The sequence below is a fragment of the Gilliamella sp. W8128 genome (assembly GCF_016100545.1).
GTDB classification, from domain to species: domain Bacteria; phylum Pseudomonadota; class Gammaproteobacteria; order Enterobacterales; family Orbaceae; genus Gilliamella; species Gilliamella apis.
The window spans coordinates 163,072-186,264 of the sequence record NZ_JACFSE010000001.1 but is presented as its reverse complement, the minus strand read 5'-3'; the positions used below and the strand labels follow the sequence as shown (position 1 = coordinate 186,264).

Genomic DNA, 23,193 nt, shown 5'->3' with positions numbered 1-23,193 from the left:
AAAATCCCTGTTTTCAAAAATATTAACCGCTCTTATTTGGCGCGGTTAATATGACGTCTCTATTTATCCCAAACAAGAATAATTTTACCTGACTCTATTTTAGTTATTAATCTTGATTTAAGAAACAACAATTAAGATGAAGTACAGAGAGCATAAAAACTGTAGGGTTCATAAAAGTTAATGGCTGGATTGTACATATAAACATCACCGCCATAAGGGTAAACGATAAACTGCTCACTTCCTGATTGATCTCTAGTCCAATACAAATAATAGTGACCTGTACCCGCACCAATGTAGTTGGTTAGGTATCCCCATTCAGTAAAAAATCCAGCATTTATTCGACGCTGGTAGTGATTACCAGTAGATGATGGTATGGCTCCGATAGCACCCTGACAGTTATCAGCACTCCATGGTCCTGAACAAACCGCATTAGTTAAGTCCTTAACTTGAGGTACACTGTAACCAATACTCCTACACCATGATAATGCTAAACTATAATTTGAACTTTTATTACCTCGATTGATGAACCATTTCTTTAATTGAAAACCATATTTAATAATTGCATTATCTAAACTATCTCTACCAACCAACTCGAATGTCTGAGGTAAAGAAGGTCTATATATAATACCAGGAGAATCTGATTGCCATTGAGCTTCGTTAGCAACAGGACCGGTAAGTGTAACGCGAACAGTGGTACCGGAAGAGTTCGGCGTCATGGTAGCAGTTATTCCATCATGAGTAACCGGATCCCATCTCAATGGCCCTACACCACCAATATCTAAATCAAAATATAGATTATTAGCACCAGTTGTTGGGAAATTCAAACCATAAGATGAAGGATCCCTAGACTGCACAATAAAACCTCTACTTGGATCCCACATTGAAGCCGGACCACGAAAGTCTATACCACTAATCTCAGTATCTGAACCATATCTTAATGTAGGTTTCGCAAAACAGATCTTTGGAGGAGCTTTAGGATTAATATAATAAGTCGCACTACTACCACTAAAATCACTACTTTTAGGTACACCATATTGAGTAGATAATGTACCACCATCACTACTCAATACGACTTTATAAGGTGCATTACAAATATCTAATGCGGTATTACGCGGTACTTTTTGATTATTTTTATCAGTTATGGTGAGCGTTAAATTACCTGTTACTGCAATACCATTACTGCCTTGACCATCGCCATCATCATCCCCCCAATAATTATAAGGTGCTCCAATAAGCGTATTTAATGCAATTGAATTCGCATTGGTTGGTACTAACATATTAACATTAATTAATGTCTCATTTATATCCGGCAATATAATCGGATTGGTCGACGAATTATTATTTGGCGAATAAGTTCTACCATCAGATAAGCTGATACCAAGTAAATTATTCATATCAGTAACGCGAGTTTGGCCACCATCAAAGGTTAAATAAGGTGCATTACCATGAATAAAATTTGTTGTACTAGTCGTCAAAGCGAAGCTACTAAATGGAAGCGATAAAAAAAGTAATACTGAAGTTAAATAGAGCGGACTCGATAAAAATGAACTTAAAAATAAAGTTGGTTTTACAGGTTTGGTGTTTGGTGTTTGGTGTTAAAATTATAACGCATCGCGACAACCCTGTCAAGTAACATAATGTTTAATTTAGATTTTTCCCATTTAAATGACTAAATTATAGTCTATCGAATCACTTTTTATGTGATTTAAAGAAGTATAATTATTAGGAAAAACTACGCAACAATTTTTTTGCTTAAAAATTGTTAACTTTTGTAAAGATACGCAGCTAGTGTACAAATGAAATTACTATTGGTACATGATATTTCGGTGTTTCTAGATTTTAAAAATCTTAATATCTAAAAACACCGTTCCTCAAAATTTAATCACCCTAAATAGAAATATACCTGTTCTAGGACGCTGAGGATCTTTACCATTAAGGATAGGTGCACACGCCATCATGACCATAATCCAAACTAAAACGATTGATATAACCACTACTAGAAGATACAACAAATTTATCATTACCGATAGAATCACCTGTCCAATAGGCGTGGCCAACGCTTGAATTAGAATTATTCTGCTTACCTTTAGCATTATTGTCGTGATAGTCAGAGTCAAAATTAGCTCCCGTATAGTTATTCATGTAGCCCCACTCCGAAAACAATCCCCCACCAATTCTTCTTTGATAATTATTGTTAGGTGATGATGGTTTAACACCCACAGCACCTTGGCAATGAGAACCAGAACCTTTGCCATTACAAGATGCGTTAGTTAAATCCTGAACTTTTACGAGACGATAACCGATACTATTGCACCATGACAATGTATTTGAATAGTTATGATAAACAGTTCCACGATTAACGAACCATTTTTTTAATTGAAAACCATACTTAACCACTACATTACCTTTACTATCTTTACCAGCTAATTCAAATGTCTGTGGTAATGTTGGTTTAGTAATACGACCTGGTGAATCTAAGTTCCATTGAGATTCATTCGCGAAAGGACCGGTCAATTTAACATGAATACTGGTACCTGATGAATTAGGTGTTATGGTAACAGTAATACCTCCTCGAGAAATAGGACTCGCCCATGATAAAGAGTTTTTACCTGCCAAATCTAAATAAAAATATAGATTGTTAGCACCAGTTGTTGGAAAATTCAAACCGTAAGATGAAGGATTCATAGACTGCACAATAAAACCTTTATTCGGATTCCACATTGAAGCCGGACCACCAAAATCTATACCACTAATCACCTTATCCGATCCAAATTTCAATTCAGGACGAACAAAGCATAATTTTGGCGGCGCTTTAGGATTAATATAATAAGTCGCACGACTACCACTAAAATCACTACTTTTAGGTAAACCATACCGGGTAGATAATGTACCGCCATCACTGCTCAATACAACTTTATAAGGTGCATTACAAAGATCTAATGCGGTATTACGTGATACTTTTTGATTATTTTTATCGGTAATAGTAAGCTTTAAATTACCAGTAACTGCAATACCATTACTACCTTGACCATCGCCATCATCATCCCTCCAATAATTATAGGGCGCTCCAATAAGCGTATTTAATGCAATTGAATTCGCATTGGTTGGTACTAACATATTAACATTAATTAATGTCTCATTTATATTCGGCAATACAATCGGATTGGTCGCCGAATTATTATTTGGCGAATAAGTTCTACCATCAGATAAACTAATACCAAGTAAATTATTCATATCAGTAACGCGAGTTTGACCACCATCAAAGGTTAAATAAGGTGCATTACCATGAATAAAATTTGTTGTACTAGCAGTCAAAGCATAGCTACTAAATGGAAGCGATAAAAAAAATAGTACTGAAACTAAATAAAGCGGACTCGATAAGAATAAAGTTGGTTTTACAGGTTTGGTGTTTGGTGTTTGGTGTTAAAATTATAACGCATCGCGACAATCCTGTCAAGTAACTTTATGTTTAATTTAAACTTTTCCTGTTTAAACGACTAAATAATAGCCTATCCAATCACTTTTTATGTGATTTGAAGAAGTATAATTATTAGGAAAAACTACGCAACAATTTTTTGTCTAAAAATTGTTAAGTTTTGTAAAAACAACTATTTTGATGCAGAATGAATTGATATTGATTCTCAGTAATTAGGATAATCTTAAGCTATTTTATCTTTTTAAGATTGATTATTAAAGACAGTTTAATTTTACTAGGATTATTTAACGTTCATTAAATTTTATTAATATAGTTATACTGAAAATTAACCACTATTTGATTAACCAATTTTTATTAGATATTAACAAACTAGCCTTTGATATTTTCTATCCTTAATGTCCTTGATTGTCAGGGCAATTGAATAGCATAAGCCTTGAAAAAATTATTTTTAACAGTAAAAGAAAATATTGCGAGAAATGATTGTATTTTTACCAACAACTTGAATAGTTATTTGCTTTGATTTAACTAATTTCAAAGTTGTAAAAACCCCTCTCCTCAATTTTTTGCACAGTTTATTTGCATTAATAAAAAAGGTCGCAACTTGCGACCTTTAGTTTTGTGATTTAACGTTATTTTATCTAGCTTGTTTAACAGCTAATCCTAATTGCCATACCGCCATAGCATAATGTGTACTATGATTATAACGAGTAATTACATAAAAATTAGGTAAACCATACCAAAATTGGTAACTATCGCCCATATCTAAACGTAACAAACTAACTTCTTTATGACCTTCTAATGAACTTTTTGGCTTTAATCCTGATTGAGCTAAATGCTCAATTGAATATTTGGTACTAAAACCTGTGTCAAGAGAAAGCGCTTGTCCATCAGCAATGACCGCCACTTTTTTATTGCGTTGCCAACCATGTGATTTGAAATAATTTGCCACACTACCAATCGCATCAACAGGATCCCATAAATCAATATGACCATCATGATTAAAGTCAACAGCATGATTTCTAAATGCTGATGGCATAAACTGGCCATATCCCATAGCGCCGGCAAATGAACCACTTAAATCAAAGGGGTCTACTCCTTCATCACGACACATAATTAAAAAGTCTTCCAACTCTTTAGCAAAATATTGTGATCGTCTTGGGTAGTGGAATGCTAATGTTGATAATGCGTCAATTATTTTGGTTTTGCCCATTACTCGGCCCCAACCTGTCTCAACACCAATAATACCAACAATGATTTCAGGTGGCACACCATATTCTTTATATGCTCGTTGTAAATCTTTGTCATATTTATTCCAAAAATCGACACCTTTAGGCAAATTATTTGGCGTAATGAATTTATTTTTATACCGAATCCATGCGCCATTAGGTACATTTGAAGAGCCTGATTTAGGTGCTTGCTTATCCATTAGACCAATTACCCAATCAAGTTTGTTTGTCTGCTCTAAAACTGTACGAAGCTGTTGACGATCAAAACCATATTTTTTTACCATCATGGTAATGAACTTTTCTTTATCAACAGATAAAGGTGCACTAATAGGTTTCGGCTGTTCATGCTGTTTCTCTAAATAAACACCACCTTTTACATCTGAATGCCCTCGATGTTTCTGCATAGGTGTTTTAGAAGAACCGCCACTAGAACAAGCAGCAAGCCATAAAATCATCATGAGACAAATAACGATACGTTGCATAAATCATCCATATTTAATTAATTAAAATAACGGCGACATATTAAATTATTTATTGTTATTTAACAATATTTTGACATTCTTTCCCTTCTGAAATTTGAGCAATATTATTTAATGTTGTATCGGAAATATTTAACAATGCTTCTTGGGTTAAAAATGCTTGATGACCAGTAAACAGCACGTTATGGCATGATGATAAGCGACGGAATACATCATCTAAAATAACATCGTTGGATTTATCTTCGAAAAAAAGATCTCGCTCGTTTTCATACACATCCATGCCTAACGCACCAATTTTAGTTTGTTTTAAAGCTTCAATGGCTGCGGTTGCATCCAATAAACCACCACGACTAGTATTAATAATCATCACACCATTTTTCATTTTATTAAATGACTCTTTATTGAGTAGATGATAATTTTCTGGTGACATCGGACAGTGTAAAGTAATCACATCGGATTTAGTATAGAGTTCATCTAACTGAACATATTGCGCACCTAATTCAACGACAATATCATTAGGATAAGGATCATAAGCTAAAATATTCATGCCAAATCCTTTTAAAATACGAATAACAGCTTGACCAATTTTACCTGTACCAATAACCCCAGCCGTACGATTATGCATATTAAAACCTGTCAATCCTTCTAAAGAAAAATTAGCATCACGTGTACGTTGATAAGCCTTATGTGTTCTACGATTTAATGTCATCATTAATGCAACAGCATGTTCGGCCACTGCCTCTGGCGAATAAGCAGGAACACGAACTACAGTAATGCCTAATTTCTTAGCTTCAGCCAGATCGACATTATCAAAACCAGCACAGCGTAAGGCTAATATTTTAATCCCATAATGAGCTAATTTTTGTAATACTCGTTTATCCACTTCATCATTTACAAACACACATACAGCATCATATCCTTCAGCAGTAACCACTGTTTTATGACTTAATTTATGCTCATAATATTCAATTTCAAATCCAAAATGCTTATTTGCGATTTCTAGATGTTCTTTGTCGTAATGTTTACTGCTAAAAACAGCAACTTTCACAGTTTTCTTCATAATGGCTACTCCCTTTAAGATAAATTGATGTATTGTTTTGATTTTAAATGATGATTGAAACACATTGTCACATGCTAATTTTGACAACATTGAATGCTGAGTTTTGATTTATTTTGATTTAATTGGCTATTTTAGCCTTGAAAACTGGGCATCAACAAATCTATGTATATAGTAAAACGTTTTATGATGGCTTTAGCAATTACTTTTTTTATTATTATGCTATGATAGCACTTCACTAAAAACTCACCAATAATGTTATGTAATGAATAACCCGCAAAATTCTATTTTCAAAACTATTTTTAATACAAAAATGCTAATCTGCATTTTCACAGGTTTTGCGTCAGGATTGCCTTTTTATTTATTAATACAACTATTACCTGCATGGCTAGCTAGTGAAGATATTAACATAAAAACTATTGGGATTTTATCTTTAACCCAGATGCCATATATTTTCAAATTTCTCTGGGCACCATTTATGGATAATATTTCTCTATTAAAACTTGGACGACGTCGAGGTTGGATGTTTATATCACAACTAGTTTTACTCTTTTCGATTGCAATTTTAGGTATTTTGTCACCTACGTTAAATATTTGGTTAATCGCTAATATCTGTTTTATTATCGCACTCTTTTCAGCAACCCAAGATATTGCTTTAGACGCTTTTCGGCGTGAATTGTTACTCGATAATGAACTTGGATTAGGTAATAGTATTCATACTAATGCTTATCGTATTGCCGGATTAGTCCCTGGTTCACTATCATTGATACTATCAAGTTATTTACCGTGGAACAGTGTTTTTCTCATTACCGCATTATTTATGTTACCAGCAATTATTATGACATTACTGGTTAAAGAACCAATCAATCAAACTCCCAAGACTCATAGTTTGGATGAAATTATTATTAAACCTTTTAGTGAATTTATTACACGCCAAGGTGTTAAAAGTGCCGTATTGATTTTAGCTTTTATCTTTTTATATAAATTAGGGGATAGCATGGCAACGTCCTTAGCTACCCCATTTTATCTAAAAATGGGCTTCAGCCGTTTTGATGTGGGTTGGATTGCTAAAAATGCATCATTATGGCCAAGTGTATTGGGAGCTCTATTTGGCGGTATATTAATGATAAAAATAGGAATTAATCGCGCTTTATGGTGTTTTGGCTTTGTCCAAGTTATCTCTATTTTAGGTTTTGCTTGGTTATCAATCGAAGGACCTTTTGATGAGATTAATACTCATCAAAAAATTTTATTAGCATTAGTAATAGGATTTGAAGCATTAGGTGTTGGCCTTGGTTCAGCTGCTTTTGTTGCCTTTATTGCTAAGACCACTAATCCATTATATACCGCAACACAGTTTGCGTTATTTACCAGTATTGCCTCTATTCCTCGAACACTTATTAATTCGACAACAGGAATTATGGTTGATTATTTAGGCTGGACAAGCTTTTTCGGTTTATGTACGATGTTAGCGATACCTGGTATGGTGTTATTATTAAAAGTAGCACCATGGAATTTAAAATCTTAGGAGACTTTATGGACAAACTATCTCTAGCATTCGAGTTTAGACATGCTTGTAAACTGTTTGATGAATCAAAAAAAATTAATCATACAGATCTTGAAGCAATTTTAGAGGCTGGTCGTTTATCTCCTTCCTCATTTGGGATGGAGCCTTGGCATTTTGTAGTTGTCGATAATGCAGATATTAAAACTGAATTACGTGCTGCTTGTTATAACCAAGAGCAAGTTACTAGTTGCTCACACTATGTGATTATACTTTACCGTAAAGCCAATAACTTTACTTCACAAAGTCATTATTTACGTCAAGCGGTAGCAAGAACGTTACCTAATCAAAATGATCAAACCGCCATTGATATTGCTTGCCAAGATTTTATTAATTTTACTAAATTTGGCTTAGCAAATGGTTTAACGGTGAATCATTGGTCAGAAATGCAAGATTACTTAGCGGCAGCAAATATGATGACAGCAGCGGCTTATCATGGTATTGATTCTTGTGCTATTGGTGGATTTGAACATGATAAAGTCATCCAGATTTTAGAAAAACATATTCCACAGTTTAGTGGTGAAACTTTTGGCGTTGGACTCTGTTTAGCATTTGGTTATCGAGTTAATGAACAGCAACCGCATATTCGTTGGTCACTTCAAGATGTGACGACTTATTTATCATAATTAATAACAAAATCTCTTCTGTCGCCAATTGGCGGCATGAAGATCAAAGCCTAAAAACTCATCATCAACGTATACAGTATTTCAACATCAGTTGATAACGACTGCAAAATAAATTCAATACCAGATAAAATATTACCTATTTGTGGATCACTAATATTTTTTAGGTAGAATTTAAAATTTTTTAACTCACCTTATTTTAGCAAGCAGAGCTTCCACAGTTTATTATGAGAGTGTGATCTCATTATTTAATAAAAAATAATTTTTAAGATCTAATTGAAAACTTTAAAAAATCAAAATAAATAAGATAAAACGTTTAAAAGTTAAAATTGATTTAAAAAATTGAAAATATGAAGAAACAAAAAACATTCAACAATAACTCGAATTATCAATGCTACCTATCGCTATGATAACCATTTTTTTTGCACGATAGTGCTTGATAATGTTAGACTTATCAACTATAAATTGCGCTAACCGTATTTAAATTAGCCAGAATATCAGAATAAAGAAGGATATTACATGAACACCAAACATGCCCGTTTATTGATACTAGGGTCAGGACCTGCTGGCTACACAGCTGCTGTTTATGCTGCTCGAGCAAATTTATCACCAGTATTAATTACTGGTACACAACAAGGTGGACAACTGACTACAACCACCGAAATAGAAAACTGGCCTGCTGGCGATCCAGAACTTACCGGACCAGAATTAATGATAAAAATGCAACAACAAGCAGAACGATTTAATACAGAAATCATTTTAGATCATATTGATCGTGTTGACTTTAGCCAAAAACCATTCAAACTTTTTGGTAGTGATACCGAATATAGTTGTGATGCATTAATCATAGCTACAGGCGCATCAGCACAATATCTTGGTTTACCATCGGAAGAAGCGTTTAAAAGTAAAGGTGTGTCAGCTTGTGCTACTTGTGACGGTTTTTTCTATCGTAACCAAAAAGTTGCTGTTGTCGGTGGTGGTAATACTGCTGTTGAAGAAACCCTCTATTTAGCCAATATCGCTAGCGAAGTTCATTTGATCCATCGTCGTGATAGTTTTAGGGCTGAAAAAATATTAATGGACCGTTTAGCTGAAAAAGTGCAAGAAGGTAAAGTTATATTGCATACTCATCAAATTATTGATGAAATTCTAGGTGATAATATGGGCGTGACAGGTGTTAGAATTCGTAGTAGCCAAGATCCTAATATTTGCGAAGAAATTAATGTAATGGGCGTTTTTATTGCTATAGGCCACAAACCTAATACTGCTATTTTTGACGGCCAACTTGAACTAAATAATGGTTATATAAAAGTGCAATCAGGCACTCAAGGTAATGCAACTCAAACTAGCATTGAGGGTATTTTTGCTGCCGGTGATGTTATGGATCATATTTATCGACAAGCAATTACATCGGCGGGAACGGGATGTATGGCAGCGTTAGATGCTGAACATTATTTAGATAATTTAAAATAGAATCAGCTAAATAATATGTCTTTAGATAAACAACGCCAAACTTATTTACTTAACTGGTTAAAACAACACACCAAAATACACAAGTCAGATTTACGTGCTTCGGTTTTGACTGGATTTATGTTAAGTATTTTAATGATTGCTCAAGCAGCTTTTTTGGCGATTATTTTACAAAGATTAATTATTGAACAACAGTCTTTTTTGACGGTTATTCCTTACTTTTTATCTTTAATTATCATTTTACTGGCTCGAGGATCGTTAATTTATCTTCGTGAAAAGATTAACTTTGCTTTAGGGCAAAAAATCCGTAAGCAAATTAGACAAAAATTAATCGATCAGTTTGAATTGTTTGGTCCGGCTTATTTAAATCAAAGCACTACCGGAGCATGGAGCACGTTAGTTATTGAACAAGTCGATAATTTACATGACTTTTTTGCTCGTTATTTACCGCAAATGCGTTTAGCCAGCATGGTACCAATATTAATTTGTATTGCTATCTTCCCTTTCAACTGGGCTGCAGCCATTATTTTGCTTTGCACAGCCCCCCTGATCCCTATTTTTATGATTTTAGTAGGAATGGGAGCAGCTGATATTAATCGACGCCATTTTAAAGCGTTAGCTTATTTAAGTGGCCATTTCTTAGATCGATTAAAAGGACTTAACACCATTCGTTTATTCAATCAAGGTGAACAACAAACGGAAGAAATCGCTCGAGCATCTGAAGATTTCCGAGTTAAAACCATGCAAGTGTTAAAAATGGCCTTTTTATCCTCTGCTGTGTTAGAGTTTTTTACCTCAATTTCAATTGCTATAGTGGCAGTCTATTTTGGTTTTTCATATTTAGGCGAATTTGATTTTGGTGCCTATAATGGAACTGTTACTTTATTTGCTGGTTTTTTTGCATTAATTTTAGCACCTGAGTATTTTCAACCGTTACGAGATCTCGGAGTCTATTATCATGCTAAAGCCGAAGCTATTGCTGCTGCTGATAATATCGAAACTTTTTTAAATAAAAATTTACCGCAACAAGTTGATAACGCTCAGCCAAAAAATAACTTGAACCAATTGCAAGCAAACAATTATCTAGATATTGGAGTTTTAAAAACAATTGAAGCCAAAGATCTGATCGTACTATCCAATGAAGCTCTGCCAATTGTTGGGCCACTTAGCTTTTCATTACATGCGCCCTTTAAACTAGCCTTAATTGGCACTAGTGGTGAAGGAAAAAGCTCGCTCATGCAAGTATTACTTGGATTTTTGCCTTATCAAGGTTCACTTAAAATTAATGGTATTGAATTTAATCATTTAGATTTAAAGAGTTGGCAACAACAAATCAGTTGGATTGGCCAAAATCCTTATCTCATTAACGGTTCGATTCGTGAAAATATTCTACTTGGTAAACCCACAGCAACCACTAATGAGCTTGATGAAGTGATAGCCAAAGCACAATTATCTGATGTTATCGCTAAACTGCCTGAGGGAGTGGAGACACAGGTCGGCGAAGATGCAGTTCGATTATCAGTAGGACAAGCCCAACGTGTAGCACTCGCCAGAGCAATGCTAAAACCTTGCCAATTACTAATCCTAGATGAACCAACCGCAAGTTTAGATAAACAGACAGTAGAATTGTTAGCACCATATGATATTGCCACTAACAGTATTACCATAACTCATCAACATGATGATATGCATGATTTTGAGCTAGTTTGGAAACTGTCAAAAGGACAAATTAACGCCATTAAGGAGAGTTCATGCTAACGCTATTACGCCCTTATATTGCACTTTATAAGCACTACTTTTGGCAAATCGTTATTGGACTTGGTTTATCTATTCTTACGCTATTTGCCAGTATCTTTTTGCTCTCATTATCGGGATGGTTTTTAGCCTCTACAGCCGTTGTTAGTGTTGCCGGTTTATATACCTTTAATTACATGTTACCTGCAGCTGGTGTACGAGCAGCAGCAATTACCCGAACAGCATCACGCTATGTAGAGCGTTTAGTTGATCATAACACTACCTTTAAAATTTTAGCTTATTTAAGAACGTTAGCATTTAGAAAGATTTTACCACTCAGTGCTAACCAATTAGCTCAATATCAAAAAGCTGATTTACTTAACCGTTTTATTGTCGATATTGATGCACTTGATCATCTATATTTAAAACTATTTTCACCGATTGTTACAGCATTAGTCATAATTTTGTTGCTGTTTGTCGGGCTAAGTTATATCAATTTACCCATTGCCTTAATCATTACTATCGTGTTAACAATTACCTTACTCGCTATACCTGTCATTTTTTATCATGCAGGCAAACAGTTAGGAGAAACTCTAGCTAAACAACAAAGTGAATATCGGGCGTCATTAATTAATTATTTACAAGGTCAAGCTGAACTAACGTTATTTAATGCGCAACATCGTTACCGTACAAAACTAGATAAACTTGAATCAGACTGGCTTTTTCATCAACAACGTCAATCAACATTAATGGCATTATCAAGTGCACTCGTCGTGTTGATTGCTGGTTTTTTAACTTTATTGGTGCTGTGGTTGATTACTCAATACACATTATCACCTTTAGTTGCCTTATTTGTTTTTGTTTGCTTGGCTAGTAGTGAAATTTTAGCGCCCATTCCAGGAGCATTTATCTTTTTAGGGCAGGTATTAACATCCGCAACACGCACAACAGTCTTATTTAACCAAACACCTGATATCAAATTTATTGAACAAGGCAAAACTATTGATTTATCTATTGCTAAACTACAATTCGATGACATTAGTTTTAGTTATCCTAATCAACCTTTTGCTATTTTAAGTCACTTTTCATTAACTATTAATTCCGGTCAACATGTTGGTTTAATAGGTAAAACTGGCTGTGGCAAATCAACACTGCTTAATTTAGTTACACGCACATGGGAAGCAAATTCCGGCAAAATTTTGATCAATGATATTCCGGTTGATCAACTCGATGAAACCACATTTAGACAAATCATTGCGGTTGTACCTCAGGTTATTACTATTTTTAGTGATACACTTAAACAAAATTTGCTAATTGGTAATCAACAGGCATCTGACCAACAGTTGATCGATGTATTACATCAAGTTGAACTATCTAAATTGTTAGCGACCGATCAAGGTTTAAATTTACCATTAGGTCAGGGTGGACGTTCACTATCAGGCGGGGAAATTCGCCGTATCGGCATTGCTCGAGCATTACTACATAACTCACCACTAATCCTAATGGACGAACCAACTGAAAGCCTCGACCAACAAACCGAACAGCAGATCATCAAGCTGATTAAACAAACCTGTAAAAATAAAACATTACTAATGGTCACCCATAGATTAACCGATAGTCCATTGTTTGATCGAGTGGTTGAGTTGTGAGTTTTAATATTTCATCCATTTATCAACCCTTTTGAATTCAAAAATCTAGCTCCGCAAATTTTTGAGGTAAAAAGGTGCGTTCTTCAAAGATATGCTATGCAGTCAATTCTATATTCGATGCTTTATTTATTAAAGGCAGAACGCAACTTATTGTATTTATACATTTATTGATAGGTACAATTTGTTGCGTTGTATTTGCCAGATTATCAATCGTTAACTTTATAGAATTAATCTCCACGGCATATCGCTCTTTTGTTAAAAATAGCCATATTAATAATATTAGAATTTCCTTGTTTTTTGCCGCCCGTATTGAATACAACCTGACCATTTTGTCTCAAACCAAGCGGATAAAAACGTGCAGGACCAAGGCCGGTATTAGAAATCGATTTAGTAGCGGTCCATATCTCGTTTGCAAAAAGAGAGTTATAATTACCCAATACCCCCCATTCCCCCATAAAACTGCCTACTCCTCGTATAAAATTTGGATTCCAATCACTATTTCCTTTATATTCTTCTAGTGTATATAGCAATCCCCTACGAAAATTGTCATCTAAAGCTTCATCTCTTGTTGTGTTATATCTATTGATCGAGATGTGGTCATCGTTACGACAATAATCTAATGTTTTATAAGTTGTTTTGGGAATATGCTGCCAATGTCCATGTTCTGCACCTCCATGCCAAATATTTCGATCTCCAGGATCGCTAATATCGTCTGATAACTGGTTAGTAAATTCAAGAAGGTTTTGATTTATTTTCGCTGGCCATTTACTCGGTACCGGTATGGTAAAACTATCCATCCAAATCCAATCTCGGCCGTTAAAGTATTCCATGGTTATTACTGGCGTACCATTTTCAACAAAATGCCATTTTTGTTCTGATGCATAATTAACCGTGCAGTTTGCACCGTAACCATTGATGGTCGATAACCATATTTTGCCGCCCCCATTATGTGAATAACAGCGATAACGACTTTGGTCCGCACCTGCACCGATTAACGTAAATGCCGCATATTGAAAACCCGTGGTCGGGAAGCCACTCCAGCGTGAAAAGCCCCAAAAGTTATGAAATATATTTCCGTCATAACCACCATAATTACCCATATCATTTGGCCTTAAATAGCAAATACTGGAATTATGGGGAATAACGGTATATTCCACCCAACTATTACCATAATAACGATTATTCGGCACACCATAAGGGGTATTAGCTTGGATATCCCAAACCTCTACTCTTAATTTATACGGCCCACCACAACCCCACAATTCATTACCTAACCAATCATACGGAATTTGTGCGCCATTTTCATACCATGTCGCTTTTAGATAACCTGACACATACCCACCCGCTTCATCACCATCTGCATCACCTATAGTAAGATAAGGGATATGATGAGCATTACCATCGCTAACGACACTATGGGACATGACTTGATTAAAATGCATACCTGGCGGTGCTTTGATGGCAACCCCGGCATCCCAGGCGCTTATCCAATTATAACCACCTTGACCATTAGGAAAATTCAAACCTATTATTTGCCGTAAATCAGTTAAAGGGTTAAAACCATCACCTAATATAATATAGGGAGAATTCCCGGTAATAACTTTGACGGTACTGGCTCTTAGGGATGTCAATGCAGAACTACTTGATGAAAAGAATAAAACTAAAGCAACGGCGAAAACACTAAAAAGTGGCGAGAATAAAAATAACCTTAAAAATCGAGGAAAAAATAAATTACTAGAAAAGACTGAACGTTGATTGCAATAACAAGGTGATTTTAAAGTATAAGTTGGGCAGGTTTGGTGTTTGGTGTTTGGTGTTTAACATTATAGTTCATAACAACAGCCTTGTCAAGTAATTCCATGTTTTATTTCGCTTTTTTAGGTTTATTTGACTAAATAACAGCCTATTATTGCGCTAAAAATCATCTAAAAGTATAGTGATTGAAAATAATCTATGCAACTGATTTTAGAATCTAAATTGTTAACTTTTGTAAATATTATTAGTCAGATAAGCTGTTAACGCACTGTTTTAACCTTTTTAAAACTCCTTTCCGTAAATTTTTGGGTTTAAAAAGTGCGCTCTTCAAAGATATGCTATGCAGTCAATTCTACATTCGATGCCTTATTTATTAAAGATAGATCGCAACATATTGTATTTATATATTTATTGATAGGTACAATTTGTTACGTTGTATTTGCCAGATTATCAATGAATAACATCATAGAACTAATCTCCACGACAAACTGCTTCTACAGCATGATATATATTTTTCCAATTATCATGATAAATAGTGCCATCATGGTAAACATAAACTGGACTTGTATGCGTTATTACTATATTTCCCTGATTTATCTTGTCTATACCTCTATCAGCTGTCCATATTCCTCTATCTCCCCACAATCCGATATTATATCCCTTTAATTTCCCCCATTCCCCCATAAAATTGCCAACTGAACGTACCCAACCGTAATTACTATTAGGATTTTTCATTTTTATTTCATCTGCTTTATACAAATATTGTTGACGAAAGTTGTCATCCAATGCTTCATGTAATCGCACTCGTTTAGGATTATATATTCCTCCATTATGAGGAGGAAGCTCTCTTCCTGTACAATAATCTAATACACGAAAAGTCTGTCCATCAGTAAAACTTTCGAATGTTCTTAAAGGTATACTTGATGATTCTGATGTTTCAGTAAAATTGGTAAATCCAAAAATTTTACCTCCTTTCGATGGCCATTTACTCGGTACCGGTATCGTAAAACTATCCATCCAAATCCAATCTCGACCGTTAAAGTACTCCATGGTTATTACCGGCGTACCATTTTCAATAAATTGCCATTTTTGTTCTGATGCATAATTAACCGTGCAGTTTGCGCCATAACCATTGATGGTCGATAACCATATTTTGCCGCCCCCATTATGTGAATAACATCGATAACGACTTTGGTCCGCACCTGCACCGATTAACGTAAATGCCGCATATTGAAAACCCGTGGTTGGGAAACCACTCCAACGAGAAAAGCCCCAAAAGTTATGAAATACATTTCCATCATAACCGCCGTAATCGCCCATATCATTTGGCCTTAAATAGCAGATACTAGGATTATGGGGAATAACGGTATATTCCACCCAACTATTACCATAATAACGATTATTAGGCACACCATAAGGGGTATTAGCTTGGATATCCCAAACCTCTACTCTTAATTTATAAGGCCCACCGCAACCCCACAATTCATTACCTAACCTATCATACGGAATTTGTGCGCCATTTTCATACCATGTCGCTTTTAGATAACCTGACACATATCCACCCGCTTCATCACCATCTGCATCACCTATATAAAGATAAGGGATATAATGAGCATTACCATCACTAATGACACTATGGGACATGACTTGATTAAAATGCATACCTGGCGGTGCTTTTATGGTAATCCCCGCATCCCAGGCGCTTATCCAATTATAACCACCTTGACCATTAGGAAAATTCAAACCTATTATTTGCCGTAAATCAGTTAAAGGGTTAAAACCATCACTTAATATAATATAGGGAGAATTCCCGGTAATAACTTTGACGGTACTGGCTCTTAGGGATGTTAGTGCATAACTACTTGATGAAAAGAATAAAACTAAAGCAACGGCGAAAACACTAAAAAGTGGCGAGAATAAAAATAACCTTAAAAATCGAGGAAAAAATAAACTACTAGAAAAAACTAAACGTTGATTGCAATAACAAGATGATTTTAAAGTATAAGTTGGGCAGGTTTGGTGTTTGGTGTTTGGTGTTTAAAATTATAGTTCATAACAACAACCTTGTCAAGTAATTCCATGTTTTATTTGATTTTTTAAGTCTGTTCGAACAATTTACAGTCGATTATTGTACTTAAAATCTGCTAAGAGTATAGTGATTGAAAATAATCTATGCAACTGATTTTAGAATCTAAATTGTTAATTTATGTAAAGATATCTTATATTTATGAATTGTGACTATTTAATACACCCCATACCATCTATCGATGATATGGGCTGATTAGTTATAATCCAGTGACAACCATTTTTTATTTAACTGTATTATTTATCGTTTTTAGCGAGCTAATCAGAGATTAATCATTAAGGTGTAACACAGACAGCATAAGTTTTTTTGCCAAAAGATCTATAATGTATGTCTCCATCATCAGGAAAAACCACAAATATACCAGTATAACCCCCATCCGTTTTTGCGTCGTCTGTCCAATAATAGTCATTAAAAAAGTTAGCTCCATCATATTTAATCATATATCCCCACTCCGAAAAAAAACCTGCATTAATTATACGTTGAGAATAATTATTAGGTGACAATGGCGTCGCACCGACAGCACCTACACAACGATCATCAGCATTTTTTCCTCGACAAGAAGCATTGGTTAAATCTTTTACTTGTACAAGACGATAGCCAATTTTTTTGCACCACAAACGTTGGTCACCATTTTTAGCTTTAACATTTCCTCGGTTGATAAACCACTTTTTTATCTGAAAACCATACTTCACCACCTCATTATCATGACTATCTTTACCTATTAACTCAAATGTCTGAGGCAATGATGGAACAAGTATCTTTTCATCTATAGCAAAGGGACCCGTTAAGGTGACCCGAACAACACTGGTATCTGATTCATTTAAATACTTCACATCAGCACTAATACCGCTACCGCTATTAGTAACAGACCAACTCAAAGGTTCATAACTACCACCAATACTTAAATCAAAATATAAACCATTTGCTCCAGTAGTTGGAAAATTTCGTGCATAAGATGATGGAGTAGTTGATTGGACTAGAAATCCCCTTTCAGGATCCCATATCGATTTAGGTCCAGCATATATGCCTGTACCAGACTTTAGCTCTGGTTTAGCAAAACAGATCGTTGGCATAGCTTTAGGGCTAATGTAATATGTAGCATTACTAGCACTAAAAGTGCTACGATTAGGAACGCCATACTGAGTATTTAATAAGCCATCAGTACTTGTTATTGTGACTTTATATGGTGCTTCGCAAATATTTAGTACATGATTACGTGCTACAACTTGATTTTTATTATCAACAATAGTTAAAGTTAAATTACCAGTAGCTGAAATACCATTACTCCCCTGACCATCGCCATCATCATCGCGCCAATAGTTATAAGGCGCGCCAATAAGTGTATTTAATCGGATTGAATTAGTATTGGTTGGTATAAACATCTTTATATCAGCGAAGCTTTCACCCAAATTAGTTAATACAATAGGATTAGTCGCCGTTGAATTATTTGATTCATTTGTAAATAATCGCCCATCAGATAAACGGATAGCTAATAAATGATTGGTATCAGTAACTTTAGTCTGTCCTTCATCAAATGTTAAATAGGGTGCACTACCATGAATAACATTAGTTGTATAAGACGATAATGCATAACTACTTGATGAAAAGAATAAAACTAAAGTAACGGCGAAAACGCTAAAAAGTGGCGAGAATAAAAATAACCTTAAAAATCGAGGAAAAAATAAATTACTAGAAGAGACTAAACGTTGATTGCAACAATAAGATGATTTTAAAGTATAAGTTGGGCAGGTTTGGTGTTTGGTGTTTGGTGTTTAATATTATAGTTCATAACGACAACCTTGTCAAGTAATCCTATGTTTTATTTCGCTTTTTTAAGTTAATTTGACTAAATAACAGCCTATTATTGCGCTAAAAATCATCTAAAAGTATAGTGATTGAAAATAATCTATGCAACTGATTTAAAAAGCTAAATTGTTAACTTTTGTAAATATTATTAGTGAGATAAGCGGTTTAATCATATTTTTCCCCTTTTAAAAACCCTCTCTCCTCAACTTTTTTGATTAAAATAGCTCTCCATAAAATTATTTTTGTGACTTTTTAAATATAGAGGGTTATTGCTGAGACACACTATTTTCAAGGCGATTTAGAAAAAATATGCTATACTACTGCTTTATTTAAAATAGTAGAGAGATTATTTTGCAACAATCATTACAAGATTTTATTATTGATAAAATTGATGACCTTAAAGGCAAAGATATTGTTACCCTTGATGTTCGAGGCAAATCAAGTATTACCGATTATATGATTATCTGTACAGGCACATCTAACCGTCATGTTGCATCAATAGCAGGACACTTACTTGATGAAGCAAAAAAACAAGGCCATCTTGTATTAGGTAGTGAAGGCCAAAATGATGCTGATTGGGTGGTAGTTGATATGGATTCTGTCATTGTACATATCATGCAAGAACAGAGTCGGCAACTTTACGAACTCGAGAAACTTTGGAGTTAGTGACGTGAAAATACAGCTTATTGCTGTTGGCAATAAAATGCCCAATTGGGTGACCACTGCTTTTAATGATTACCAATCCCGTTTCCCCAAAGATATGCCTTTAGAACTGATTGAAATACCAGCAGGAAAACGGACTAAAAATGCTGATATTGTGCGAATTTTAGATAAAGAAGGTGAATTAATGCTAGCTGCATGTGGCAAAGGTAATCGCATTGTCACACTGGATATTCCAGGCAAACCTTATACAACCCACGATTTAGCAAAACAACTTGAACGTTGGAAAACCGATGGTCGTGATGTCAGTTTGTTAATTGGCGGTCCTGAAGGTTTGTCGCCAGCATGTAAAGCGGCGGCTGAACAAAGTTGGTCATTATCACCTTTAACATTGCCTCATCCATTAGTACGAGTAATTGTTTCTGAAAGTCTTTATCGTGCATGGAGTTTAACGGCTAATCATCCTTATCATCGTGAATAGATCGGATAATAAAATGAGTACTATTATTTTAGATTTGCAAATTGCCTGTGAGCATCATGAGAATCTCCCAACAGAACAACAAATTATGCAATGGCTAGAAGTGATCTTACCGCAGTTTATGGATAATGCCGAAATCACTATACGAATTGTCGATAAAGAAGAGAGCCAACATCTTAATTACACTTATCGTAATAAAGATAAACCGACAAATGTTTTATCATTCCCATTTGAATCACCAATTGAAATTGATGTGCCGTTACTCGGTGATTTAGTGATTTGTAAACAAGTGGTTGAAATCGAAGCTAGCGAACAACATAAATCATTAACATCACATTGGGCACATATGATTGTCCATGGATGTTTGCATTTATTAGGATATGATCATATCCTTGACGAAGAAGCTGAAGAAATGGAAAATATCGAAATCGACATCATGGCACAATTAGGTTTTGATAACCCTTATCAACTAATTGATTAAATAAATGTGACTAATAATCTGTTTAGATATTAGAACAATAACTATAAATCGAACTATATTTGATATTACAAAAAGGAAGAGAGCAAAATGAGTGATGATAATCACCGGAGACCCAAAAAAGGGTTTACATTATGGTTAAGTCAATTATTCAATTCAGAACCAAAAGATAAAGAAGAACTGATCGAAGTTATTCGTGAGGCTGAAGAAAATCAACTCATTGATCCTGATACCCTCGATATGATCGAAGGTGTAATGGATATAGCCGATCAACGCGTTCGTGATATCATGATACCTCGCTCTCAAATTGTAACAATCAAAGATAATTTCACCCTTGATGAATGTTTAGATATTATTTCTGAACATGGCCATTCACGTTATCCAGTAATTAGTGAAGATCGAGACCATATCGAAGGAGTACTATTAGCCAAAGATTTACTCATTTATATTCGACAAGGTGTCAAGGATTTTGATTTGAAAAAGATCCTAAGACCAACTGTTGTCGTTCCTGAAAGTAAACGCGTTGACCATATGTTAAAAGAATTCCGCATGCAACGCTATCATATGGCAATGGCCATTGACGAGTTTGGTGGTGTTTCAGGCTTAGTCACTATCGAGGATATTTTAGAACTTATTGTTGGTGATATCGAAGATGAATACGATGAGGTTGAAGATCGCGATATTCGCCGTTTATCACAATCAGTTTATTCTGTCCGTGCCCTTACTCCTGTAGAAGATTTTAATGAAATTTTTGCCACCACGTTTAGTGATGATGAAATGGATACCATTGGCGGATTAGTTATGCAACATTTTGGACGTTTACCAATCCGAGGCGAAACGATTACTATTGATGGTTATCAATTTAAAGTAACCATTGTTGACCGAAGACGTATTATTCAATTGCATGTCACCATCCCTGAAGATGCAAACATACCTAATTTAGAGCAATCAGAAAATGCTTAAACAAATTTTATTAAGCTTTATCTTTGGTGCAATTGCGGTATTTAGTTACGCACCCTTTCATATCTGGCCACTTGCATTTGTAGCATTTGCCGGCCTTTTGTGGTTAATCGCTGATAAACCAAAAAAGAGAGCAATGCTTATTGGTTTTAGCTGGGGTATTGGCTATTTTTTAGCGGGTACTCATTGGGTTTATATAAGCATTAAACAATATGGTGAAGTACCAACATCGGTAGCAGTAATTATTTTAGGACTACTAATCGCATACTTAGCATTTTATCCTATGTTATTTGCATTATTGCTAAGAGTATGTGATCGTTTCGCACCAAAATTCTCGATAAAACAATTGGTTTTGCTCACCCCTATTTTGTGGCAGCTTACTGAATTTTTACGAGGCTATATTTTAACCGGTTTTGCATGGTTAGAACTAGGATATAGTCAACTAGATAGTCCATTGAGAGGCTACTTCCCGATAGTTGGAATAAATGGTGTCACATTAATATTGACTATCTGCTGTGGTTTAGTCATCTATTGTTTAAATATAGCATTGAATCGCTCTCCTAAAAAGCACACAATTGGTGCAATTTTCGCACTATTAATGCTCTTTATTGCACCAATATCATTCAATTTAATTAATTGGACAACAATTAACCACAGCCGTTCTGCTGATTTTAGCTTAATTCAAGGTAATATTTCACAATCTCTCCGCTGGACTAAAGAGCAACTAAATAAAACTCTGCAAACTTATGGCTCATTGACAGAACAAAATCTTGCTAAAGATAAAATTATTATTTGGTCTGAGGCAAGCATTACCGATTACGAAATCAATCAGCAACCTTTCCTCCAGTTTTTAGATAACGAAGCAAGGGCAAATAATAGTGAAATAGCTGTTGGTATTATTGATTACCGTTTAGGAAATTACGGTTATCAAGAGAACCCTAATATTTATAACACATTGTTAGTGTTAGGAGGAAAAACACCATATCAATACCCTAACACCAACCGTTATCAAAAACATCATCTGGTACCGTTTGGTGAATTTACTCCTTTAGAATCATTACTTGATCCTATTGGGCAAATGCTTGATATCCCAATGTCATCCATGCAGGCTGGTGCTGAAAAACAACCACCACTTGAGATAAAAGGCTTCAAATTTACTACAGCAATTTGCTATGAAGTTATTTTATCCAATTTGATTTTAAAAAACTTTACCGCAGACACAGATTTTTTACTAACTGTGTCTAACGATGCTTGGTTTGGTAACAGTATTGGCCCCAAACAACATTTACAAATGGCGCAAGCAAGAGCCTTAGAATTTGGCAGACCACTGATTCGTAGTACCAATACAGGCATTACAGCAATTATTGATTATCATGGTCAAATAGTTGAACAATTACCACAATTTCAAACTCAGGTTTTAAATTACAAATTATCCCCCACTGTTGGTTTAACCCCTTATGCAAGGTTTGGAAACCTTTTCTATTATCTGATTATTTCATTATTATTTATTTTGATTTTTGTAAGAAATCGTCGCTAAGCAATATTTTGGCATAAATATTGCTTATATGATATTGAAATTCAGAAAATTGGCTATGTTAAGAATTGGTAAAAATCATCTAATTTCTTGACGATAGCTTGTCCTTTTAAACGATAAATAAACAGTAAAAAGTACTTTTATGCTAAAAAATAAGTTATAATATACGCCCTTTGTAAAAATATTAAATTTATTTAA

At 34.8% G+C, this 23,193-nt stretch carries 17 protein-coding genes; 10 read left to right on the top strand and 7 right to left on the bottom strand.

Annotated elements, in window-relative coordinates; genetic code table 11:
* Positions 1-131: 131 nt before the first annotated feature.
* From H3U97_RS00830 to H3U97_RS00815, 4 genes are all read right to left on the bottom strand, one after another.
* The gene (locus tag H3U97_RS00830) at positions 132-1,475 is read right to left on the bottom strand and encodes a hypothetical protein (protein ID WP_198197581.1); all 1,344 of its coding nucleotides are present in this window, start codon (positions 1,473-1,475) and stop codon (positions 132-134) included.
* Between the two features lie 457 nt (positions 1,476-1,932).
* Positions 1,933-3,315, bottom strand: coding sequence for a hypothetical protein (locus H3U97_RS00825; RefSeq protein WP_198197579.1), 1,383 nt, complete (start codon positions 3,313-3,315; stop codon positions 1,933-1,935).
* Positions 3,316-4,070: 755 nt separating this feature from the next.
* A complete protein-coding gene (gene mltB, locus H3U97_RS00820; protein WP_198197577.1) occupies positions 4,071-5,144 on the bottom strand; it encodes a lytic murein transglycosylase B in 1,074 nt (357 codons plus the stop codon).
* Between the two features lie 55 nt (positions 5,145-5,199).
* Positions 5,200-6,189, bottom strand: coding sequence for a 2-hydroxyacid dehydrogenase (locus H3U97_RS00815; RefSeq protein WP_065613502.1), 990 nt, complete (start codon positions 6,187-6,189; stop codon positions 5,200-5,202).
* A gap of 274 nt (positions 6,190-6,463) precedes the next feature.
* On the opposite strand from H3U97_RS00815, the gene H3U97_RS00810 reads away from it, so the two are divergent.
* The 5 genes from H3U97_RS00810 to cydC all read left to right on the top strand — a co-directional run bounded on the left by H3U97_RS00810 (position 6,464) and on the right by cydC (position 13,238).
* On the top strand, positions 6,464-7,726 hold the full coding sequence (locus tag H3U97_RS00810; RefSeq protein WP_034902784.1) for an AmpG family muropeptide MFS transporter: 1,263 nt from the start codon (positions 6,464-6,466) through the stop codon (positions 7,724-7,726).
* A gap of 8 nt (positions 7,727-7,734) precedes the next feature.
* Entirely contained in the window at positions 7,735-8,388 is a 654-nt protein-coding gene (locus H3U97_RS00805; protein WP_034902787.1) for an NAD(P)H-dependent oxidoreductase, read from the top strand.
* Positions 8,389-8,904: 516 nt separating this feature from the next.
* Positions 8,905-9,858, top strand: a complete 954-nt coding sequence (gene trxB, locus H3U97_RS00800; protein WP_065651774.1) for a thioredoxin-disulfide reductase — start codon at positions 8,905-8,907, stop codon at positions 9,856-9,858.
* Between the two features lie 15 nt (positions 9,859-9,873).
* A complete protein-coding gene (cydD, locus tag H3U97_RS00795; RefSeq protein WP_086320352.1) occupies positions 9,874-11,613 on the top strand; it encodes a cysteine/glutathione ABC transporter permease/ATP-binding protein CydD in 1,740 nt (579 codons plus the stop codon).
* On the top strand, positions 11,607-13,238 hold the full coding sequence (cydC, locus tag H3U97_RS00790; protein ID WP_198197575.1) for a cysteine/glutathione ABC transporter ATP-binding protein/permease CydC: 1,632 nt from the start codon (positions 11,607-11,609) through the stop codon (positions 13,236-13,238). Before cydD ends, cydC begins: the two co-directional genes overlap by 7 nt.
* Positions 13,239-13,465: 227 nt before the next feature.
* On the opposite strand, the gene H3U97_RS00785 is transcribed toward cydC, so the two are convergent.
* The 3 genes from H3U97_RS00785 to H3U97_RS00775 form a co-directional block, all read right to left on the bottom strand.
* Entirely contained in the window at positions 13,466-14,869 is a 1,404-nt protein-coding gene (locus H3U97_RS00785; RefSeq protein WP_198197573.1) for a hypothetical protein, read from the bottom strand.
* A gap of 595 nt (positions 14,870-15,464) precedes the next feature.
* Positions 15,465-16,736 (bottom strand): hypothetical protein, encoded by a 1,272-nt coding sequence (locus tag H3U97_RS00780; RefSeq protein WP_198197571.1) that lies wholly within the window; start codon positions 16,734-16,736, stop codon positions 15,465-15,467.
* 618 nt (positions 16,737-17,354) lie between these two features.
* Complete coding sequence (locus H3U97_RS00775; RefSeq protein ID WP_086354097.1) at positions 17,355-18,461, bottom strand: hypothetical protein; 1,107 nt, start codon at positions 18,459-18,461, stop codon at positions 17,355-17,357.
* A gap of 772 nt (positions 18,462-19,233) precedes the next feature.
* Between H3U97_RS00775 and rsfS the strand changes: the two genes are divergently transcribed.
* The 5 genes from rsfS (at position 19,234) to lnt (ending at position 22,998) form a co-directional block, all read left to right on the top strand.
* The gene (gene rsfS / locus H3U97_RS00770; RefSeq protein WP_034902136.1) at positions 19,234-19,551 is read left to right on the top strand and encodes a ribosome silencing factor; all 318 of its coding nucleotides are present in this window, start codon (positions 19,234-19,236) and stop codon (positions 19,549-19,551) included.
* 4 nt (positions 19,552-19,555) lie between these two features.
* Entirely contained in the window at positions 19,556-20,026 is a 471-nt protein-coding gene (gene rlmH / locus H3U97_RS00765) for a 23S rRNA (pseudouridine(1915)-N(3))-methyltransferase RlmH (RefSeq protein WP_065651767.1), read from the top strand.
* A 13-nt stretch (positions 20,027-20,039) separates the two neighbouring features.
* Entirely contained in the window at positions 20,040-20,504 is a 465-nt protein-coding gene (gene ybeY, locus H3U97_RS00760; protein WP_034902141.1) for an rRNA maturation RNase YbeY, read from the top strand.
* Positions 20,505-20,591: 87 nt separating this feature from the next.
* Entirely contained in the window at positions 20,592-21,464 is an 873-nt protein-coding gene (gene corC / locus H3U97_RS00755; RefSeq protein ID WP_034902143.1) for a CNNM family magnesium/cobalt transport protein CorC, read from the top strand.
* The gene (gene lnt, locus H3U97_RS00750) at positions 21,457-22,998 is read left to right on the top strand and encodes an apolipoprotein N-acyltransferase (protein ID WP_198197569.1); all 1,542 of its coding nucleotides are present in this window, start codon (positions 21,457-21,459) and stop codon (positions 22,996-22,998) included. The genes corC and lnt overlap by 8 nt, the downstream gene beginning before the upstream one ends.
* Positions 22,999-23,193 lie beyond the last annotated feature (195 nt).

Bases quoted from the DNA above. Each gene is read 5' to 3' on its own strand.
- mltB (WP_198197577.1), bottom strand. From the start codon at position 5,144: ATGCAACGTATCGTTATTTGTCTCATGATGATTTTATGGCTTGCTGCT.
- H3U97_RS00810 (WP_034902784.1), top strand. From the start codon at position 6,464: ATGAATAACCCGCAAAATTCTATTTTCAAAACTATTTTTAATACAAAA.
- H3U97_RS00805 (WP_034902787.1), top strand. From the start codon at position 7,735: ATGGACAAACTATCTCTAGCATTCGAGTTTAGACATGCTTGTAAACTG.
- trxB (WP_065651774.1), top strand. From the start codon at position 8,905: ATGAACACCAAACATGCCCGTTTATTGATACTAGGGTCAGGACCTGCT.
- cydD (WP_086320352.1), top strand. From the start codon at position 9,874: ATGTCTTTAGATAAACAACGCCAAACTTATTTACTTAACTGGTTAAAA.
- cydC (WP_198197575.1), top strand. From the start codon at position 11,607: ATGCTAACGCTATTACGCCCTTATATTGCACTTTATAAGCACTACTTT.
- H3U97_RS00775 (WP_086354097.1), bottom strand. From the start codon at position 18,461: ATGTTTATACCAACCAATACTAATTCAATCCGATTAAATACACTTATT.
- ybeY (WP_034902141.1), top strand. From the start codon at position 20,040: ATGAGTACTATTATTTTAGATTTGCAAATTGCCTGTGAGCATCATGAG.
- corC (WP_034902143.1), top strand. From the start codon at position 20,592: ATGAGTGATGATAATCACCGGAGACCCAAAAAAGGGTTTACATTATGG.
- lnt (WP_198197569.1), top strand. From the start codon at position 21,457: ATGCTTAAACAAATTTTATTAAGCTTTATCTTTGGTGCAATTGCGGTA.